This window comes from Pseudovibrio sp. Tun.PSC04-5.I4, from assembly GCF_900104145.1.
Classification (GTDB): domain Bacteria; phylum Pseudomonadota; class Alphaproteobacteria; order Rhizobiales; family Stappiaceae; genus Pseudovibrio.
Window position 1 is genome coordinate 365,910 of sequence record NZ_FNLB01000008.1, and the last position, 17,975, is coordinate 383,884.

The 17,975-nt window shown below is 50.5% G+C and carries 16 protein-coding genes; 9 read left to right on the forward strand and 7 right to left on the reverse strand.

The window, feature by feature from the left end; all coding sequences use genetic code 11:
• Nucleotide 1: 1 nt before the first annotated feature.
• Genes pcaF through pcaD form a run of 6 tightly spaced genes read right to left on the reverse strand, consistent with a single transcriptional unit; the run spans nt 2 to nt 5,413 of the window.
• Nucleotides 2-1,207 (reverse strand): 3-oxoadipyl-CoA thiolase, encoded by a 1,206-nt coding sequence (gene pcaF / locus BLS62_RS29260; protein ID WP_093190906.1) that lies wholly within the window; start codon nt 1,205-1,207, stop codon nt 2-4.
• A complete protein-coding gene (locus BLS62_RS29265; RefSeq protein WP_093190910.1) occupies nt 1,207-1,998 on the reverse strand; it encodes a CoA-transferase subunit beta in 792 nt (263 codons plus the stop codon). Before BLS62_RS29265 ends, pcaF begins: the two co-directional genes overlap by 1 nt.
• A complete protein-coding gene (locus tag BLS62_RS29270) occupies nt 1,995-2,849 on the reverse strand; it encodes a CoA transferase subunit A (RefSeq protein WP_093191747.1) in 855 nt (284 codons plus the stop codon). Before BLS62_RS29270 ends, BLS62_RS29265 begins: the two co-directional genes overlap by 4 nt.
• Nucleotides 2,850-2,858: 9 nt before the next feature.
• Complete coding sequence (gene pcaG / locus BLS62_RS29275; protein ID WP_093190914.1) at nt 2,859-3,470, reverse strand: protocatechuate 3,4-dioxygenase subunit alpha; 612 nt, start codon at nt 3,468-3,470, stop codon at nt 2,859-2,861.
• Between the two features lies 1 nt (nt 3,471).
• Complete coding sequence (gene pcaH, locus BLS62_RS29280) at nt 3,472-4,212, reverse strand: protocatechuate 3,4-dioxygenase subunit beta (RefSeq protein ID WP_208991299.1); 741 nt, start codon at nt 4,210-4,212, stop codon at nt 3,472-3,474.
• Between the two features lies 1 nt (nt 4,213).
• A complete protein-coding gene (gene pcaD / locus BLS62_RS29285) occupies nt 4,214-5,413 on the reverse strand; it encodes a bifunctional 3-oxoadipate enol-lactonase/4-carboxymuconolactone decarboxylase PcaDC (protein ID WP_093190921.1) in 1,200 nt (399 codons plus the stop codon).
• An 83-nt stretch (nt 5,414-5,496) separates the two neighbouring features.
• Between pcaD and pcaQ the strand changes: the two genes are divergently transcribed.
• The 4 genes from pcaQ to BLS62_RS29305 all read left to right on the forward strand — a co-directional run bounded on the left by pcaQ (nt 5,497) and on the right by BLS62_RS29305 (nt 9,576).
• A complete protein-coding gene (pcaQ, locus tag BLS62_RS29290; RefSeq protein WP_208991300.1) occupies nt 5,497-6,435 on the forward strand; it encodes a pca operon transcription factor PcaQ in 939 nt (312 codons plus the stop codon).
• Between the two features lie 235 nt (nt 6,436-6,670).
• Complete coding sequence (locus tag BLS62_RS29295; RefSeq protein ID WP_093190926.1) at nt 6,671-7,705, forward strand: TRAP transporter substrate-binding protein; 1,035 nt, start codon at nt 6,671-6,673, stop codon at nt 7,703-7,705.
• 2 nt (nt 7,706-7,707) lie between these two features.
• The gene (locus BLS62_RS29300; protein WP_093190930.1) at nt 7,708-8,220 is read left to right on the forward strand and encodes a TRAP transporter small permease; all 513 of its coding nucleotides are present in this window, start codon (nt 7,708-7,710) and stop codon (nt 8,218-8,220) included.
• Entirely contained in the window at nt 8,221-9,576 is a 1,356-nt protein-coding gene (locus BLS62_RS29305; RefSeq protein WP_093190933.1) for a TRAP transporter large permease, read from the forward strand. It begins immediately after the preceding gene.
• Nucleotides 9,577-9,828: 252 nt separating this feature from the next.
• On the opposite strand, the gene BLS62_RS29310 is transcribed toward BLS62_RS29305, so the two are convergent.
• A complete protein-coding gene (locus tag BLS62_RS29310; RefSeq protein ID WP_093190938.1) occupies nt 9,829-10,833 on the reverse strand; it encodes a LacI family DNA-binding transcriptional regulator in 1,005 nt (334 codons plus the stop codon).
• A 172-nt stretch (nt 10,834-11,005) separates the two neighbouring features.
• Here BLS62_RS29310 and BLS62_RS29315 point away from each other — a divergent pair, with 172 nt between their 5' ends.
• From BLS62_RS29315 to ugpC, 5 genes are all read left to right on the forward strand, one after another.
• On the forward strand, nt 11,006-12,292 hold the full coding sequence (locus tag BLS62_RS29315) for an extracellular solute-binding protein (protein ID WP_093190943.1): 1,287 nt from the start codon (nt 11,006-11,008) through the stop codon (nt 12,290-12,292).
• A gap of 113 nt (nt 12,293-12,405) precedes the next feature.
• Nucleotides 12,406-13,302 carry a carbohydrate ABC transporter permease gene (locus BLS62_RS29320; protein ID WP_093190947.1) on the forward strand — a complete coding sequence of 299 codons (897 nt, stop codon included), beginning with the start codon at nt 12,406-12,408 and terminating at the stop codon, nt 13,300-13,302.
• 9 nt (nt 13,303-13,311) lie between these two features.
• Nucleotides 13,312-14,151, forward strand: a complete 840-nt coding sequence (locus BLS62_RS29325; RefSeq protein WP_093190952.1) for a carbohydrate ABC transporter permease — start codon at nt 13,312-13,314, stop codon at nt 14,149-14,151.
• A 12-nt stretch (nt 14,152-14,163) separates the two neighbouring features.
• Nucleotides 14,164-16,812, forward strand: a complete 2,649-nt coding sequence (locus BLS62_RS29330) for a GH116 family glycosyl-hydrolase (RefSeq protein ID WP_093190955.1) — start codon at nt 14,164-14,166, stop codon at nt 16,810-16,812.
• On the forward strand, nt 16,805-17,941 hold the full coding sequence (gene ugpC / locus BLS62_RS29335; RefSeq protein ID WP_093190959.1) for an ABC transporter ATP-binding protein: 1,137 nt from the start codon (nt 16,805-16,807) through the stop codon (nt 17,939-17,941). The genes BLS62_RS29330 and ugpC overlap by 8 nt, the downstream gene beginning before the upstream one ends.
• Nucleotides 17,942-17,975: the final 34 nt, after the last annotated feature.

A 17,975-nucleotide genomic window follows, 5' to 3' on the forward strand; every position in this document is an offset into this window, starting at 1 on the left:
ATCAATCCCTTTCAAGCGCGATGGCGATACCCTGCCCGACACCAATACACATGGTGGCCAAAGCCCGCTTCTTGCCTTGTAAACTCAGCTCCAGAGCCGCCGATCCTGTGATGCGTGCGCCAGACATGCCCAGTGGGTGACCCAGAGCGATCGCACCGCCATTGGGGTTGATGTGCGCGGCAGTTTCATCCAGCCCCAACTCACGCAGAACGGCGATGCCCTGGCTTGCGAACGCTTCGTTGAGTTCAATGATATCGAAGTCTGTTGGTTGCAGGTTCAGGCGAGCACACAGCTTTTTGGCAGCAGGAGCTGGACCAATACCCATAACACGGGGAGCCACACCAGCGGTTGCACCGCCCAATACGCGCGCGATTGGTGTCAGTCCGTATTTTTTAACCGCAGCAGCAGAGGCCACGATCAGCGCAGCAGCTCCATCATTCACACCGGATGCGTTACCCGCTGTAACACTACCGTTTTCACGAAATGGCGTTGGCAATTTGGCAAGCTTTTCTGCGGTGGACCCAGCACGGGGATGTTCATCGCTGGATACAATGATCGCATCGCCTTTGCGCTGCGGGATTGCGACATCAACAATCTCACGCGCCAGACGCCCGTTTGCCTGTGCAACGGCAGCTTTTGCCTGAGATCGGGCAGCAAATGCATCCTGATCTGCGCGCGAAATGCCGTAGTCCGCGGCAACGTTTTCACCGGTTTCCGGCATACTTTCGGTGCCGTAGAGCTTCTTCATTTTCGGGTTTACAAAGCGCCAACCGATGGTCGTATCGAACACATCATTGGAACGGGAAAAGGGGGTGGTTGCCTTGGGCATCACAAACGGCGCGCGAGACATGGATTCTACGCCGCCAGCAATCACCAGATCGCACTCACCTGCTTTGATGGCACGAGAGGCTGCAATAATCGCATCCATGCCAGACCCACACAGGCGGTTGAGCGTTGTGCCGGGCACAGATTCCGGCAGGCCAGCCAGCAAGGCAGACATGCGTGCTACATTGCGGTTGTCTTCCCCCGCTTGATTGGCACAGCCGTAGTAAACTTCATCAACCGCTTCCCAATCTACGGAAGGGTGGCGCTCCATCAGCGCTTTAATCGGCAATGCACCCAGATCATCTGCACGAACAGATGAGAGCGCACCACCATAACGGCCAATCGGTGTTCTAATATAATCGCAAATATAGGCTTCAAGCATCAGGCCGTCTCCACTGTGTTACCCGCATGCGCCGCCGCTGTCCGCGCTTTTAGTGCACGTAGGACAGACAGTTCCTCCTCAGTCGGCGCAGGGGTCTCCTGCAAATCATCGCTGAACCGTACAGCCCAAGACACAGTGTTTTGCACCTGTTCTTTGGTCGTACCCGGATGCAAGGAGCACACAGTCATCTCTTTGGTAACAGGGTCAGGTTTCCAGATAGCAAGGTCTGTAATCAGCAGAGTTGGGCCTTTTGTTGATATGCCCATGCGTTCGCGATGGTTGCCACCTTCGCCTTGCCCGAAGGATGTAAAGAAATCAATCTTCTCCACAAAGCCACGCTTGCTTTGCTTCATGGTGATGTAAACTTCCTGCGAGGACGACGCAATTTCTGGCGCACCGCCGCCGCCCGGTAGGCGCACTGTGGGGTTGTCGTAGTCGCCCACAATCGTGGTGTTGATGTTGGCGAATCGGTCTATTTGCGCTGCGCCAAGGAACCCAATGGTTATGCGCCCGCCTTGCAGCCAATACCGAAACATCTCCACCACAGGAACAGTTGTCAGTGCGGTATCACAAAGTTCGCCATCGCCAATGGAAAGCGGCAGAACATCCGGCGCGGTGCCAATAGTTCCGCTTTCATAAATCAGCGTAATGTCCGGTGCATGTGTCAGGCGTGCAATGTTGCAAGCGGCAGATGGCGGACCAATGCCAACAAAGCAGACATCGGTGTTTTTCAAAACACGGGAGGCGGCAATCGCCATCATCTCATCGGGTGTAAAGTCCAAGGTACTCATCGGGTCACCTCCAAACCTTTCACGCGCGTCTCAAAGATTTCAGGTCCCTGCTTCAGCACATGTTCTTTCATCCAAGCCTGAAATTTATCACGGTTCGCTGCGATGGCATCCCACTCAATGTAGGTCTTGTTGTCCCTACCGTAGTAACCTTGGGTGTAGGAGGGGTGCGCTCCGCCCTTCACCACACAAATAGCGGCAATAGTCCAATGCGGCAGGATGCAGGCATTCATATGCGCATCCAATTCGTCGACAACTTCTTCAACAGTAATGATCGCGTATTTGGCCGCCAAAACTGCTTCTTTTTGCACACCAACAATGCCTTCAATGAGGACATTGCCTTTGCGGTCCGCTTTGAGCGCATGAATGAAGGTTACATCAGGCCGGAGCGAGGGAACAGCCGCCAATTTCTCTCCGGTAAACGGACACGTGACGGACTTGATGTTCGGGTTCACTCGTTGCAGTTCAGTGCCCAGATACCCACGGAACACGGCACATGGCAGACCAGCGGCTCCCGCTTCATAGGCATTGGCAAGTGCTGCATGGGAATGTTCTTCCAGCTCCACAGCGCGCGGCCAACTATTCTCAACCGCATCACGCACACGGCGCAGCAAACCAACACCGGGATTGCCAGCATAGGAGAAGATCATCTTCTTTATGAGGCCCATGCCAATGAGCTGATCGTAGATGACATCTGGTGTCATCCTCACGATGGTCAGCTCATCAATACCTTGCCTGATAACTTCGTGTGCAGAGGCGTGTGGAATAAGGTGCGTAAAACCTTCAAAGGCGGCAATGTCGCCGCTCTTGAGGTACTTTTTCACTGCGTCTTTTAGGGGTAAAAATTCTGCCATATCAATCAATCAGATATCAAAGAAGACGGTTTCATTGTCGCCTTGAAGGTGAATATCAAACACATACGCATCACCCGTTTTTTGCGCGATCAGCGTTTGAACCCGGACACGATGTTCTATACGGCTCAGGTAAGGGTCAGCCGCATTGGCCTCCTCATCCTCAGGAAAGTACATGCGTGTATTGAGGCCCACATTGATGCCGCGTGCGACAATCCAAAAACTGATATGCGGCGCTTGCGCTCTGCCATCAGGAAACGGAACACCGCCCGGTTTCACCGTTTCAAAACAGAACTCACCACTATCTATATTTACAGGCTGACGACCCCATCCGGTGAAATTAGGATCTGCTTCGCCGCGTGGTTCTGAGGGGCTGTTGTGCAAGCCGTCTGCATCTGCCTGCCAAATTTCCAGCATGGCATCCTTCAGCGCAGTGCCCGTGCCATCAAACACGCGGCCCTTAACGGTGACGCGCTTGCCTTTGGTCAGTTGATTGACCATTTTGGCACCAAGGTCTTCTTTGAAGATACCCGTGTTGCCAATAAAATTCGGCGTGCAGCCAATGTGAACGTAAGGACCAGCAGTCTGGCTTGGGCTTTCTTTTAGATACTCCAGCTTGGTCATATCAATTGCCCTCCAAACGGTTCTCAAACAGGGTAGACCTGCGGCCCCGCAAAACCATATCAAACCGATAGGCCCGCGCATCCATTGGCACTGTATGGTTCATGTCCAGCTTGGCCGTCAGCATATCAATGGCCGTAGGGTCGTTGATGGTATTCACGATCGGGCACAACGGAATATGCGGATCACCCTCGAAATACATTTGGGTGATCAGGCGCTGCGCAAAGCCGGAACCGAACAACGAGAAATGGATATGCGATGGACGCCAGTCATTAACGCCATTTGGCCACGGGTATGGACCCGGCTTGATACTACGGAAGGCATAGAAGCCGTTGGCATCGGTGATCACACGACCACACCCGCCAAAGTTGGGGTCCAGCGGTGCCAGATACCCATCTTTTTTGTGGCGATATCTGCCACCCGAATTGGCTTGCCAGATTTCAACCAGGGCACCCGGTACACCACGACCCTCTTCATCCAGCACATTGCCATGCACGATGATGCGCTCACCCATAGCGCTTTGCCCGGCTTTGGCGTAGTTCAGTATCAAGTCGTGGTCTTGCTCGCCCAGTATAGTCTGGCCGAATACCGGTCCGGTCGTTTCACTTAAAGTGTTGCCCAAAGACAGAAGCGCTTTTTGCGGAGACCGCAACACACTTGTTTTATAGGTCGGCGTTAAAGCCTTTGGATGCCAATTCCGATCTCTTGGAAAGAACGGACCAGTGTTGGTCGATGGCTTGCTCATCTCACTCCCCCGTCGCATCAAGCTGCGCAAATACAGTCTTGACGACTTTGATGGCGTTGTTTGCAGCTGGCACCCCAGCATAAATTGCGGTGTGCAGCAGAGCTTCGCTTATATCTTCCCGTGTTGCCCCGGTGTTTCTGGCAGCGCGAACATGCATCGCGACTTCATCTAGGTGCCCTAACGCAGCGAGAAGCGCAATAGTTACAATGGACCGTTCTCGCAATGTCCAGTTGTGGCGAGACCATACATGGCCCCACGCGGCTTCCGTAATAAGCTCTTGAAATGGTGCATCAAAACTTGTTTTCTGCAACTCGGTTTTGTTGACATGGCTGTCTCCCAAAACCTTGCGCCGTGTTTTCATGCCCTGTTTATAAATTTCGGAAGTTTTCTGCTCACAGCTCTCCGCTGCGGGACTGGTGCGGGCAATCGCCTGCCTAACCAGATGCGCCAGATACTCCGGCTGCTCGATGCAGGGCAAATGCCCGGATCGTGCAACTTTTTCAAACCTGGCATTGGGGATCAGTCGCGCCATAGCCTCCACCAGCTCTGGCGGAGTGGAGTTGTCTTCTTCTCCCACGACACAAAGCACAGGCACATCTATCTGGGAGGCATAGGAGGTCAGGTCAGCATCGCGGATTGCCTCACAGGTGCGAATGTAGCCGTCTACCGGGGTACGGGTCAGCATATTGCGATAACCCATGAGCGCGGATGGCTTGGTTTTTTGAAAGCCTGCGGAAAACCATCGCGCCATAACGGCATCGGCCACAACATCAATGCCACCTTGTGAAATGGCGTTGATACGCTCCTGCCAGATCTGCGGATCGCCAATTTTGGGCGCTGTATCACACAGGATAAGGCTGCCAACCAGATCAGGCCGCGCCGCATGAAGCCCCATGGCGATCATGCCGCCAACGGAGAGGCCACAGATAACGGCGTTCTGAAGGCCATGCGCATCCATAAGCGCGGCAAGGTCACGCACATGCAATTCAATTGAATAGGGTTCGGTTCCAGTCCCCGATAGACCATGCCCTCGTTTATCATAGGTCAGCACTTCGCCTTGATGCCCGAGATGAACCAAAAGCTCATCCCAAATGCGAAAATCTGTACCTAGTGAATTCACAAGAACAAGTGCAGGAGCAGCTGAGTCCGAACTCGTTTTTTTGTAGTGAAAGGTCGTTGTATTCAATTCTATGAAGTGCATGCGCATCCCCCCAAACGAATGAATTGCATATCTCTTTCAAAATGAATAATGATATTATCCTGGTTAATCATATTGAGTCTGTTATGAATAATTTACGTCGATTAAAACTTCGGCACTTGGAAGCCTTCGTGGAGGTCTCACGGCAGAACAGCGTGAGCCGTGCGGCAGATGTGCTGCATCTCACACAACCAGCCGTGACACGAACCATTCGCGAGCTGGAAGAAATCTGCGGACAGCCGCTAATTGAAAAAGATGGTCGCGGCATACGCATCACCCATTACGGCGAGGTGTTTTTAAAACACGCAGGTACCAGCCTCGCAGCAGCCCGCAACGGCATCAATGCATTAACTCAGCTCAACCATAGCGACGGGCCTATGGTGCGGGTTGGAGCGCTGCCGACTGTTGCCGCCTCCCTCATTCCGCAAGCCGTGAAGTCGTTCCTAGACACCGGTATGCGCAACCGGCTGCATATTGTTACTGGTGAGAACCACGTTCTGCTGGACCAGCTGCGCAACGGTGAACTTGATCTGGTTATGGGTCGCCTTCCTGCGCCAGAGAATATGCAGGGGCTGGTGTTTGAACCGCATTACCGGGAGCGGGTTGTGTTTGCGGTTGATAAGGACCATCCGTTGGCAGCAAAATCACAGATCAGCGTCAACGAACTGAACGCGTTTCCACTGCTTTTGCCATCCGCCACCTCAATCATCCGGCCATTTGTCGACAGGCTTTTCATTGAGCAGGGCATTCCCGAGCCGGATCAGGCAATAGAGACGGTCTCGGATTCCTTTGGCCGTGCCTTTACCGGGAAATATAGTGCGGTCTGGATCATTTCACGCGGAGTGATTGCCCGTGAAATTGACAGCGGCCAGTTTGTGGAACTGCCTATCGATACGCGCGCAACACTGGGCTCCGTGGGCTTGAATATGCGGGCGGGTGACGTGCTGGACAGTGCGGCGCAGTGCTTTGCCGATATCTTGAAGAACCTGAGTGAGAAACAGGCCTCCCCCGCTCTGGCTGGCTGAGTTTTAAGGTGCATATTGATATCCAAAGTGGCATGAAAAGCTTGGTATTTTTCATTATTCATTTTGAAAAGTATATGCAATTCTCCGAATTCACAGTGGTGATTCATCAGGGGTACTTGGCGGCTCACCCACATCGTGAATAAGAATTTGATGCCTTCGGGAGATGAGACTGCTGCAATTTGCAGGATCAGGAAGGCTCGTTTGGTTTAGACCATTCTTTAGGGGGGTCATTTTTATGTTTGGTAATTTCAAAAGCCTTTGTGCTTCTACCGCTCTTTTGCTTGCTAGTGTTTCTATGGCAGGTGCAGCGGACTACACGTTTAAGCTTCACCACTTTTTGAGCCCGAAAGCTCCTGCCCAGACCAAGATGCTGGAACCATGGGCTAAAGCCGTTGAAGAAAATTCCGGCGGTCAGGTGAAAATCGAAATTTATCCGTCCATGTCTCTGGGTGGTCGCCCACCTGAGCTGGTCAATCAGGTGCGCGATGGCGTCGTTGATCTGGTCTGGACGTTGAACGGTTACACTCCAGGTCTGTTCCCACGCACCGAAGTGATGGAGCTACCGCTTGTTTTCCTGAATGATCCACGCGCTGCAAACCTTGCGCTTTACGATATGTTCAAGAGCGAACTTGAAGTTGAGTACAAAGGTCTGGAAGTAATGTTCCTGCACACACATGCAGGCGCTGGTCTACAGACCCGCAATAAGGAAGTTCGTAGCCCAGCTGACATGAAGGGCATGCGCATCCGCACACCATCCCGCACGGGGGCATGGGTTATTGAAGCGCTTGGCGCCTCCCCTGCTGCTATGCCAGTGCCAGAGCTGCCAACAGCCCTGCAAAAAGGCGTAATTGATGCTGCGTTTATTCCATGGGAAATCATTCCGCCGCTGAAGATTCAGGAACAGACTGAATATCAGATTGAGGGTGCTGGTCGTGCGCGCTTTGGAACCTCCGTGTTCCAGGTGTCTATGAACAAAGCACGCTGGGAAGGTCTGCCAGAAGACATCCAGAAAGCCTTCCGCGACGCCTCAGGCCCTGAATGGTGGGGGAAAGTTGGTGAAATCTGGCGTGCAACAGATGACTTCGGCATTGGCCTTGCTGTTAAATCCGGCAATAAGCACATCACCCTGACTGACGATGAAACCGCTGTCTTCCAAGAGGCTCTTGCCCCAGTCGTAGACAGATGGATCAGTGAAGTCTCCGAGAAGGGTATTGATGGCAAAGCTATTGTTGCAAAAGCACAGGCTTTGATTTCCAAGCACAGCGAGTAGCTATGGGCGCCTTTCAAAAACTCGGACGCACCGGCCTCGCCGGTGCTTTCGAAAAGATCATCGTAGGCTGGGCGTTGGCCGGAGGACTTGTTCTTCTGGCCGTGGTCTTTGTAAATATCTATTCAGTCGTCGGGAATATATGGGCCAGCCCCTTCCCCGGTGATTTTGAATTGACTGAGATTGGTGTCGCGATCGCTGTCTTCTCGTTTCTTCCCTTCTGCCAGATCACCGATGCCAACGTCACCGCTGACATCTTCACCAGCAAAGCGCGACCACGGGTGAAGGCGTTCTTTGCCGTCATAGCTTCGTTGGTTGCACTTGGCTTTGGTGTGCTTTTGGTGTGGCGTATGTACCTCGGCATGTCAGACCAGAGGGAATATGAGTACACCACCACGATTTTGCAGATCCCCGTTTGGTACGCCTATATCCCTGTGCTGATCTCGCTCGGGCTGCTCAGCATTGGCGCCTTCATCACCCTGAATGAGACAACCAGAGAGTTGACCCGGAGAACATAAATGGCGGCAAGTATACTCATGGGCTTTGGTGCCCTCGCCACTCTGGTGTTCCTCATCGTCATTCGCATTCCCATCGCCTACGCTATGATCCTCGTGGGCGGTGTCGGCATCACCTGGTTCAACGGGCCAATGCTGCTGCTCAGCCAGCTAAAGACATTGGCTTATGGACAGTTTGCTATCTATGATCTCTCAGTTATTCCACTGTTTGTATTGATGGGTGCACTCGCCTCCAAAACCGGTTTGAGCCAATCCCTGTTCCGCGCCGCCAATGCGTGGCTGGGTTGGATGAAGGGCGGCACGGCTATGGCCGCCATCGCCTCTTGTGCTGGCTTTGGCGCAGTCTGCGGGTCATCGTTGGCGACTGCCTCCACCATGGGCAAGGTCGCCCTGCCAGAGTTGAAGCGCTACAATTATTCCGGTGCGCTCGCAACAGGTACGCTTGCGGCTGGTGGTGTTCTCGGCATTCTCATTCCGCCAAGTGTGGTGCTCATCATCTACGCGGTGATTGTGGAGGCCAACATCGTCACTATGTTTGTGGCGGCGTTCATTCCCGGCATACTCGCCGTGCTCCTGTTCCTAGGTGTCATCGCCCTTTATGTCATGGTCAGCCCCTCTTCCGGCCCTGCAGGAGGCGCTGGAAGCCGTGAGGAATTCCGCGCCGCAACCATTGGCGTACTACCAGTTTTCACCGTCTTTGGTCTTGTCATCGGCGGTATTTATTTCGGGTTCTATAACCCCACGCCTGCTGCGGCTGTTGGCGTCTTCCTTGTCATGGTCTTCGGGCTCATTCAACGCAATCTTTCAATGGGAGATATGGTTGAAGCGCTAAAGGAAACGGCAGCAACCTCTGGCATGATCTACCTGATCCTGCTGGGTGCAGAGCTTTTGAAAATCTTCATGTCCCGCATTGGTCTGCCGCAAGAAACCGCGGCTTGGATTGCCGGCTCCGGTTTGGAACCAATGACTGTGCTGCTGCTGATCTTGCTGGCTCTGATCGCACTTGGATGCCTGATGGACAGCATGTCCATGATGTTGCTGGTGATCCCCTTTTTCTGGCCAGTTCTGATGGAGCTGAACGGCGGCATGTACCAAATCGCCGATGGCGCTGGGTATGGTATGAGCACAGAAGACCTGAAAATCTGGTTCGGCATCCTCTCGCTCATAGTTGTGGAGCTTGGGCTGATTACGCCGCCTGTTGGCATGAATGTGTTTGTTATTTCGGCTTTAGCGAAAGACGTTCCCATGAGCGAAACCTTTAAAGGGGTCGCTCCCTTTTTCGGGGCGGAGTTGGTGCGTGTTGCCATTCTGGTGAGCTTCCCAGCGATTACACTCTGGCTCCCCCGAATGCTCTCTTAGGTTTCTGAAACGCCTGTTGCCCGCATCAAAAAACAGGTTCGGGCAGAACGGTCTGGTTGTAAAGTTCAGGCATTTTGAGCAAACCGAACTTTACGGGGAGCGTCGGTGACGCCCCATCAAAAAACCGAGGGAAAGTGGTTCTATCTTCACTTCATCCTCGTATATTCTCTGAGCAGGTATGTATGCAACAACGCACATCGAACACAGAGCTGAAAGTTGGTGTGCCGACGTGTTTATTGGCTGAAAATCAAATTAGATAGCTCGGCAGGATTGTCTAACGAGCATTGTGGGAGCAAAAACTTGACTGTGGCCTCTTGGCGATAATTCTCCTCGAATTTCCGAAAGCAACGTTGATATTGCAGCAACCGCCATTTCTTCTATCGGTTGGGAAACCACGGTAATTGGTGGATAAATGTAATCGGAGAGCTCAAAATTATCTATGCCAACAACAGAAACATCCTTCGGGTAATTTAGCCCCATGTTTCGGAGACCACGTAAAATACCAATGGTCATCATGTTGTTAAGGCTTAAAACAGCAGTTGGTGGGTTTTCAGAGGACATCACCTGCTGGATTTTGGCAAAGGCAACGTCTTGATCAAACTCCGCATCGATGAGCATGGTCGGGTCCAAACATAAGCCATGCTTTGCAAGGGCGGATAAGCACCCTTCCACCCGGTTCCTGATAGAGGAGACATCCCGCGTACTGACAAATATCGCCAAGTTTCGATGACCTAAGCTCAGCAGATATTCCGTCGCGAGTTGCCCTGCGTTATTATGATCAGACAAAATGGAATTATAAGGTAATTTCTCAATATAACTGTCTAGTAAGACAACAGGAAATTCGACTTGCGCCTCAAACCAGCTGCCGTAATCTGAACTAGACAGAGTAGGGATATGAATGAGCCCAGCAACGCGCTGCATACTCATCATCTGAATGACCTTCATCTCAATCTGTGTATCTTCATCACTTGAATACACCATGACCATGAAACCAGCTTCAATACATGCTCTTTCAACCAGCTTGGCTGCACGGGCAAAATGCGGGTTCGCGATATCAGGGACAATCATACCAATTAGCTTGGAGCTTCCGCTCCGCAGGCTGCGAGCCGCTGAATTGGGCCGGTAGCCAATTTGCTTCACCGCCGCCAATACTTTTTTGCGCGTCTCTTCTTTAACCGGGACAGTCGCGTTAAGCGTAGCGGATACCGTTGAGGCGGAAACACCGGCGAGTTTTGCTACGTCTTTTACTGTTGCCATTTGTCTTGCTATCTCGTAGGGAATCAATAATAATCGCAACGTTACGATTTGGATTTCGGCTCAAATTAGCTAGTTTGGAGCATCTAAACAAGTTTCAATTTAGGATATCAGCATTTTTTTTGACCAACTATCGTAACGTTACGATCCATGTTTATCTTGGGAGGGTAGATGTATGCACTTTGTTAGTAAGAGATTGAAAAAAATTGGTTTGTTGGCTTGCTCCGCATTGCTGGCCGGCACGCTTTCTTCCGCTTATGCCGGTTCACAGGTCAGCGCAGACCTAAAACTGCAGACATTCGGAGGAGACGCACAGCTCGATGCTGCAAAGGCTGCAGTTATCCGTTTCAATGAAGACTATCCAAATGTCAAAGTTGAGGTGTCTATTGATCCAATCTCGAATGGCTGGGGTGCATTTGTCACCAAAGTGTTTTCTCAGTTTAATGCCGGAAATAGCTATGATGTCTATCATACCGCAGTTGAGACGCTCCACGCATTAGCAGCCCGTGATCTCGTGATCTCGTTAGATGATAAGTATAAAACCCTGGACGAAATTGAAGATTTTGACCCACGTTTGTTCGAGCTCTCCAAGTATAAGGATAAAGTTTACTTTATTCCAAGCACTTGGAATAACATCATGGTCAACTACAATCGCGCACTCTTTGATGAAGCGAAGATTGAATACCCTAAATCAGACTGGAACTGGCAGGACTTCACTGCAGCAGCCCAAGCTCTCACGAAGAGAGACAGCGACGGTAATGTCATCCAGTTTGGCTACGAGGTTCCAGGCAACTTCTTTATCTCCATGCCATGGTTTTTCACCAACGACACATCAATCGTCAATGATGACTGGACGGAATCCAACATGTTGGATCCAAAGGTCGCTGAAACGCTGCAGTATCTTTATAATCTGATCCACAAATATAAAGTATCGCCTGTCCCAACCTCAAGTCTTATGGATAATCAGTTTTTTGCTGGTCAAATTGGCATGATCAGTCGAGGGCATTGGATTGTCCAAAATGCAATTTCGTCAAAGATGGACATGGATGTTGTTCCTCCGGCAAGCAATAGGGTTGCAACAACGGTTATTGGCTTTGGAGCCTATGGGATCTCCAGAGATTCAGAGCAAAAAGAATTGGCTTGGGCTTTGATTCAAGAGCTCTTGAGCAAGGAATCTCAAATACATGAGACCAAGCTGGGTGGCGCAATTCCTGGACGAAAATCTATCGCCAAAATCGATGAATTTCTGTCTTTCCCGCCAAGCGCCGAGCTATACTATGCAACTCTGCCAAGCACCCGCGCAGTTCCTTCTCCTGTCAACTTTCAGGAAATTGAAAAGATCTATTCACGCAACTTCCTAGCAATGATGTCTGGAGAGCTTTCAATTCAAGAAGGTGTTGAGCGCACCCATAAAGAATTCAACAAGTCATTCAGTCGGGCAAAGCGAATTACAGGCAATTAATTCGCTAATTCCACCTCCTCTGACTTAGGTTAGAGGAGGTGCCTACCAAGTAAGTTTAGTTTCTTCTGTCGCCCGTCGAGCATCCCCTGAGTTCAATTTGGAAGTCAACTACAATGCCTGTCGCTGCCAAATCTGACATGCGAAAATCCCAATCCCGTGCTGCTTTGTTTTTCGTGGCACCCTCATTCCTACTTTATCTGACTTTCGTCATTGCTCCTGTTTTTCTAACGATATTTCTGAGTTTTACTTATTACGATGTGAATTTTGGTGCATTCTGGGTCGGTCTGGAGAATTATCAAAGGTTCTTTTCAGAAGATAGATCCCTTCAGATCGTAAAGAACACATTCTTTTTCACGTTCTTTGCTGTTACGTTGAATGTGAGTGTTGGTCTTATTCTTGCTCTTGCCTTAAACCGGGCGATGCCTGTAGTTCTTCTTTACTTCTTCCGCCTGGCATTTTTTCTTCCGGTGATTATTGCCGCTGCCTTCGTCTCAATCGTATGGACCCATTTTTACTCAGACGATCTAGGCGTAATTAATTACTTCCTGAAATCCTGGGGTTTTGAAAGAGTTCGGTGGCTCACCACCGGGAGCAATGCAATGATGTCTGTCATTATTGTAGATGTTTGGAAAAACACCGGCTTCTTCATGATTATTCTAATCGCGGCCTTGCAAAGTGTGCCGAAGCAACTCACCGAAGCGGCTCTTTTAGATGGCACCTCCCCGTTGCGTATGTTTTGGCGCATCACACTCCCCTATATTTCCCCTGTGGTGTTTTTCTGTGTGGTCTACGCCACTATCGGTGCGCTTCAAGTTTATGAATCCATTGTGATTCTGACCGAAGGTGGTCCCGGAGACGCGACACGATCCATGACTATGTACATTGCAGAAGAAGGGTTTAGCAGTTTTGAGCTTGGTTATGCAGCGTCAATCTCTGTTGTCCTGACTGTGGTCATTCTTTTTGTTACGATCGGCCAAATGGTGGGATCTCGGTACTGGGTTAAATACTAGGAGAGAACCATGCAAACGAAGCAAACTAAAAAACTCATAGACCGAGCAATCCTTTTGGTTACCTTTTTGCTTGCTCTTACAATGTTGGTTCCATTCGCCTGGTTATTCAGCATGTCATTCAGGCCGGCAGCAGAAGCCTATCAAATGCCGCCTAGTTTTCTTCCCGGAACACTAAATCCAGAGAACTACTTTAAGGTTTTTGAATCCACGGTTCCCTTTTTGAAAATCTACTGGAACTCAATCCTAGTTGCCTCCTTGGTAACAATTGGGCAGCTCGTCACCTGCAGCCTCGCCGCCTTTGCATTTTCGCGCCTTAACTTCCGAGGTAGAGATAGCCTGTTCTTTATCATGTTGATTGGACTAATGTTTCCAGCACAAGTCACCATCATTCCAATCTATCTGGGATATGCAAAAGTCGGCTTACTTAACAATCCTTATGGATTGGTGCTTATGTACTTAACCACCAGCTTTGGCGTTTTTCTCATACGCCAGTTCATGATGTCTCAACCGAAAGTACTGGAAGAAGCCGCACTGATGGATGGGGCCGGTTATATGAAGATCTTTTGGCGCATTTCGCTTCCCCAATTACGACCTGCTTTAGCTGCTCTGGCAATCATCGCTTTCACTCAAACATGGAATTTCTATTTTCAAGCTCGAGTGTTGCTTGAAAGCCAGGATGCAATGACCCTCCCCGTAGGCATGGACCTACTGCGAGGATTTCTGGCGCAGGGCAATCTTTCCGTCGTTATGGCTGCCATGAGCATGGCAATTCTTCCCGTTGTCCTGGTTTTCCTCATTGCCCAGAAAATGGTCATTGAAGGTGTAACAATGAGCGGCATTCGCGGCTAGCTGAGGTTTAAAATGACACGTATTTCCGACAAGACTGGTTTTGTTTACACGAATGAAAACACAAGGCATATCGCATTTCCGCTTGGTGGCATCGGGACGGGTGGCTTTGCCTTAACTGGGTCAGGGCGATTGGTCGATTGGTCAATTCGAAATCGATCAAACCTGCTGAGCTTTAATGGGATTTCAAACTTCGCGATCAAAGTTGAACGTGGTGATGAACTGATTGATGCACGCCTGCTGCACGGCCCCTATGATGGGCTAGCAAGTGGATCTGTTGGAGCGCAGAAGTACTTCGACGGGTTCGGTATTGGCGCCAACCGAAACAGCCTTGCCGGTGTCCCTCACTTCTCAAAAACAGTCTTTACAGGATCGTTTCCGACCGCCTCCTTACAATTTGAACAAGAAGGGTTTCCTGCTGACGTGAGCTTGCAGGCACTCAGCCCTTTTATTCCACACAATGATCGCGACAGCTCCATGCCTGTTGCCATGTTTGAGTTTTCAATTACGAACACCACTCAGGATACACTGGATTTCGTCATAGCTGGAACGCTCGCAAATCATGAAAATGGGAGTGGCCTTCATACAGCACACGAACAGGACGGTATTTCTTCGCTGTATATGACATCCGCGTTGGAAGATGAGCCGTTACACCGCGATGGTGGTGTTTGTATAGCAACAGATGCTGAACGCGTTGAAACCATGGCCTATGGCTATCGCGGGCAGTGGTTTGATGAACTTGGTACCTTCTGGAGAGACTTTGCCAAAGTTGGATGTTTGCCACACCGGCACTATGATAAGCCCCGCACGACAGCCAATATGTTTGGGCAACCAGAATATGGGACAGTTGCTGCGCGCGTGACTCTCCAACCTGGAGAAAGCCACAACTTTCGCTTCGTTATCAGTTGGTTCTACCCAAACGGGGATATTTATTGGGCAGGACGACCAACCCCCAATTACAACGTGCCAGAGGGAGAAAAGCCCACTTGGCTCAACTACTATGCAACACAATGGACCAGTGCGTCTAACGTCGCCACAGACGCGTTGAGAAGGTGGGACAACCTGTCCGCACAAACTCTATCTTTCCGAGATGCATTGTTTGGCACAACCTTGCCAAGCGCCATCAAAGATGCGGCAAGTTCTACTCTTGCACTCCTGCGAACACCGACTGTTCACCGGTTGGAAGGTGGCGAGCTTTGGGCATGGGAAGGTTCGTTTAGAGACGAAGGGTCTTGCGAAGGAAGCTGCACCCACGTTTGGAACTACCAGCAGGCTCTACCCTATCTGTTTCCTCAGTTGGAACGCAGTTTTCGGGAAACTGAACTGAAGTATAATCAGCAACCAAACGGCGGCCTGACATTTCGTCAAAGGTTGCCTTTGGGGAACGGCCTATGCCCCCTTGGACCATGTGCGGATGGTCACTTTGGGGCGATCATCAAAAGCTATCGTGACTGGAAGATTTGCGGAGATACAGAGTGGCTAAAACCACTTTGGCCCGCTCTCAAACTTGCAATCGAATATGCGTGGTCTGCTGAAAATCCCGACAAATGGGACCCTGAAGAAACCGGTATTCTCTGGGGCAAACAACACCATACGCTGGATATGGAGATGTTCGAACCTAACTCCTGGCTTTCCAGTATGTACGTATGTGCGTTGTTGGCAGGGTCGCAGATGGCAAGCGCTATGGGCGATGAGGTGTTTGCCACAAGGTGTCAAGGGTTAGGTAAGAAAGGCGCTGCGTTCATAGACAAGAAGCTCTTTAATGGCTCTTACTACCACCAGCAGATTGATCTGAAAGACAAAGCAGTGGTGGAGCGCTTTGCCAACGCCGCCAAAGCCGGTGTTTTGGAAAACGAATTTGTTGAGGCCTATTGGTCAGATGAAAACAGTCAGATCAATTATCAGATGGGGCAAGGGTGCCATACGGATCAGATATTGGGCCAATGGCATGGAGATATGTGTGGGCTGGACTCGTTTCTTTCAACGCAAAACGTCGGCTCAGCCCTGCAAGCAATTTATGCCAATAATTACAATGAGACATTGCTGAACTATTTCAACCCGGGCCGCGTTTATGCCTTCGAAGATGAGGGTGGTTTGGCTCTGGCCACTTGGCCGGATCAGACTACGAAACCAGCTGTCCCTGCGCCCTACTCTGAAGAAATATGGACGGGTCTCGAATATATGGTGGCCTCCCACCTCATTCAGCGTGGTTATAAGCAGGAAGGCTTAAACATCACGGAGACAGCACGTAAGCGCTATGATGGTGCGCGCCGAAATCCTTACAACGAGATGGAATGCGGTAGCTACTACGCCCGCTCACTTTCCTCATATGCCCTCGTGAACGCTTGGAGCGGTTTTACCTGTGATATGGTTCAGGGCTCTATTACGTTCCAGTTTGACCAGAATGAAAAGGCCTGTGTCTTCTGGGCTTCCGGATCAGCTTGGGGGCAGTGTTACTGGGAGAATGGCAGTTTGCGCCTTTCTGTAATCCATGGAACCCTCGCCCTGAAACGCCTCCAACTTACCCTGAGGTCTGCTGAAATTGACCACGTAAAGACATTTGCCAGTGACAGCGCAATTGAAATTGGACCGGGCACGAGCGCCGTATTTTCTACTCTCAAAGAAGGTCTGACTTATCAGAGCGAGGAACTGATCAATGGCTGAGTTGCAATTGTGCGGCGTAAAGAAGTCTTTTGGCTCTACAGAAGTTATCCGGGGGATTGATTTAACAATTGAAGACGGGTCGTTCACCGTTTTTGTTGGTCCGTCAGGGTGCGGGAAATCTACATTGTTACGCATGATTTCTGGCTTGGAGGAAGTAACAGAGGGCAGCATTCATTTAGAAGGTGCCCGATGCGATCATCTGATGCCCGGAGCACGCAGTATGGCGATGGTGTTTCAAACATATGCTCTTTATCCGCATATGAATGTTGCAGAAAACCTACGTTTTGGGCTGGAGAACCAAAAGCTATCCAAATCCGAAATCAATATGAGGATTGAGCGAGCGGCCGGGATTTTGCAGATCCAACAACTCATGCATCGTAAACCCTCTCAGCTTTCTGGTGGCCAGAGCCAACGCGTTGCTATTGGCCGAGCTATCGTTAAAGAACCCAAAGCCTTTTTGTTTGATGAACCACTGTCCAATCTGGACGCTGAGTTACGACACAAGATGCGCAATGAAATTGTGACGCTGCACTCCAAATTGAAAGCCACTATGGTTTATGTGACCCATGATCAAGTGGAAGCAATGACCATGGCGGATACAATCGTGGTCCTCAATGATGGGCGAGTTGAGCAAGTAGGCTCGCCATTAGAACTTTATGCGCGGCCAGATAACCTCTTTGTTGCAGCATTCCTGGGCGCTCCGCAAATGAACTTTGTTGAGGCCACTGTCCTTCAAAAGGACGAGACAAAACTCATAGTTGCGAGCGAATTTGGGGAGCTGACATTGCAATTAAGCAACCGAAAAACCTTAATGACCAAAGGCGACAAATGCACCCTTGGGATACGTCCAGAACACGCGCAGCTATCAAGAGGCGGTGAGATCAGATGCCGCATACGTTCAGTGGAAATTTTGGGCTCAGAAACAATACTCCATTGTGAACTCAATTCTGGTCGGAGCTTCACGTTGACTCAACAAGGTATACTTGGCGCAAAACCCGGAGAAACACTTGACGTGACATTCGATCCTGCTTTTTTGCATCTATTTGATCAAAATGGGGTTGCACTACACCCACAAACTAAGTGGCAGAACGACTATGTAAAATCGCCTGAGCTTGCCAGTGTCGTTTAATTGGAAAGAATTCCCCGGCGTGCGGGTTTGAGCT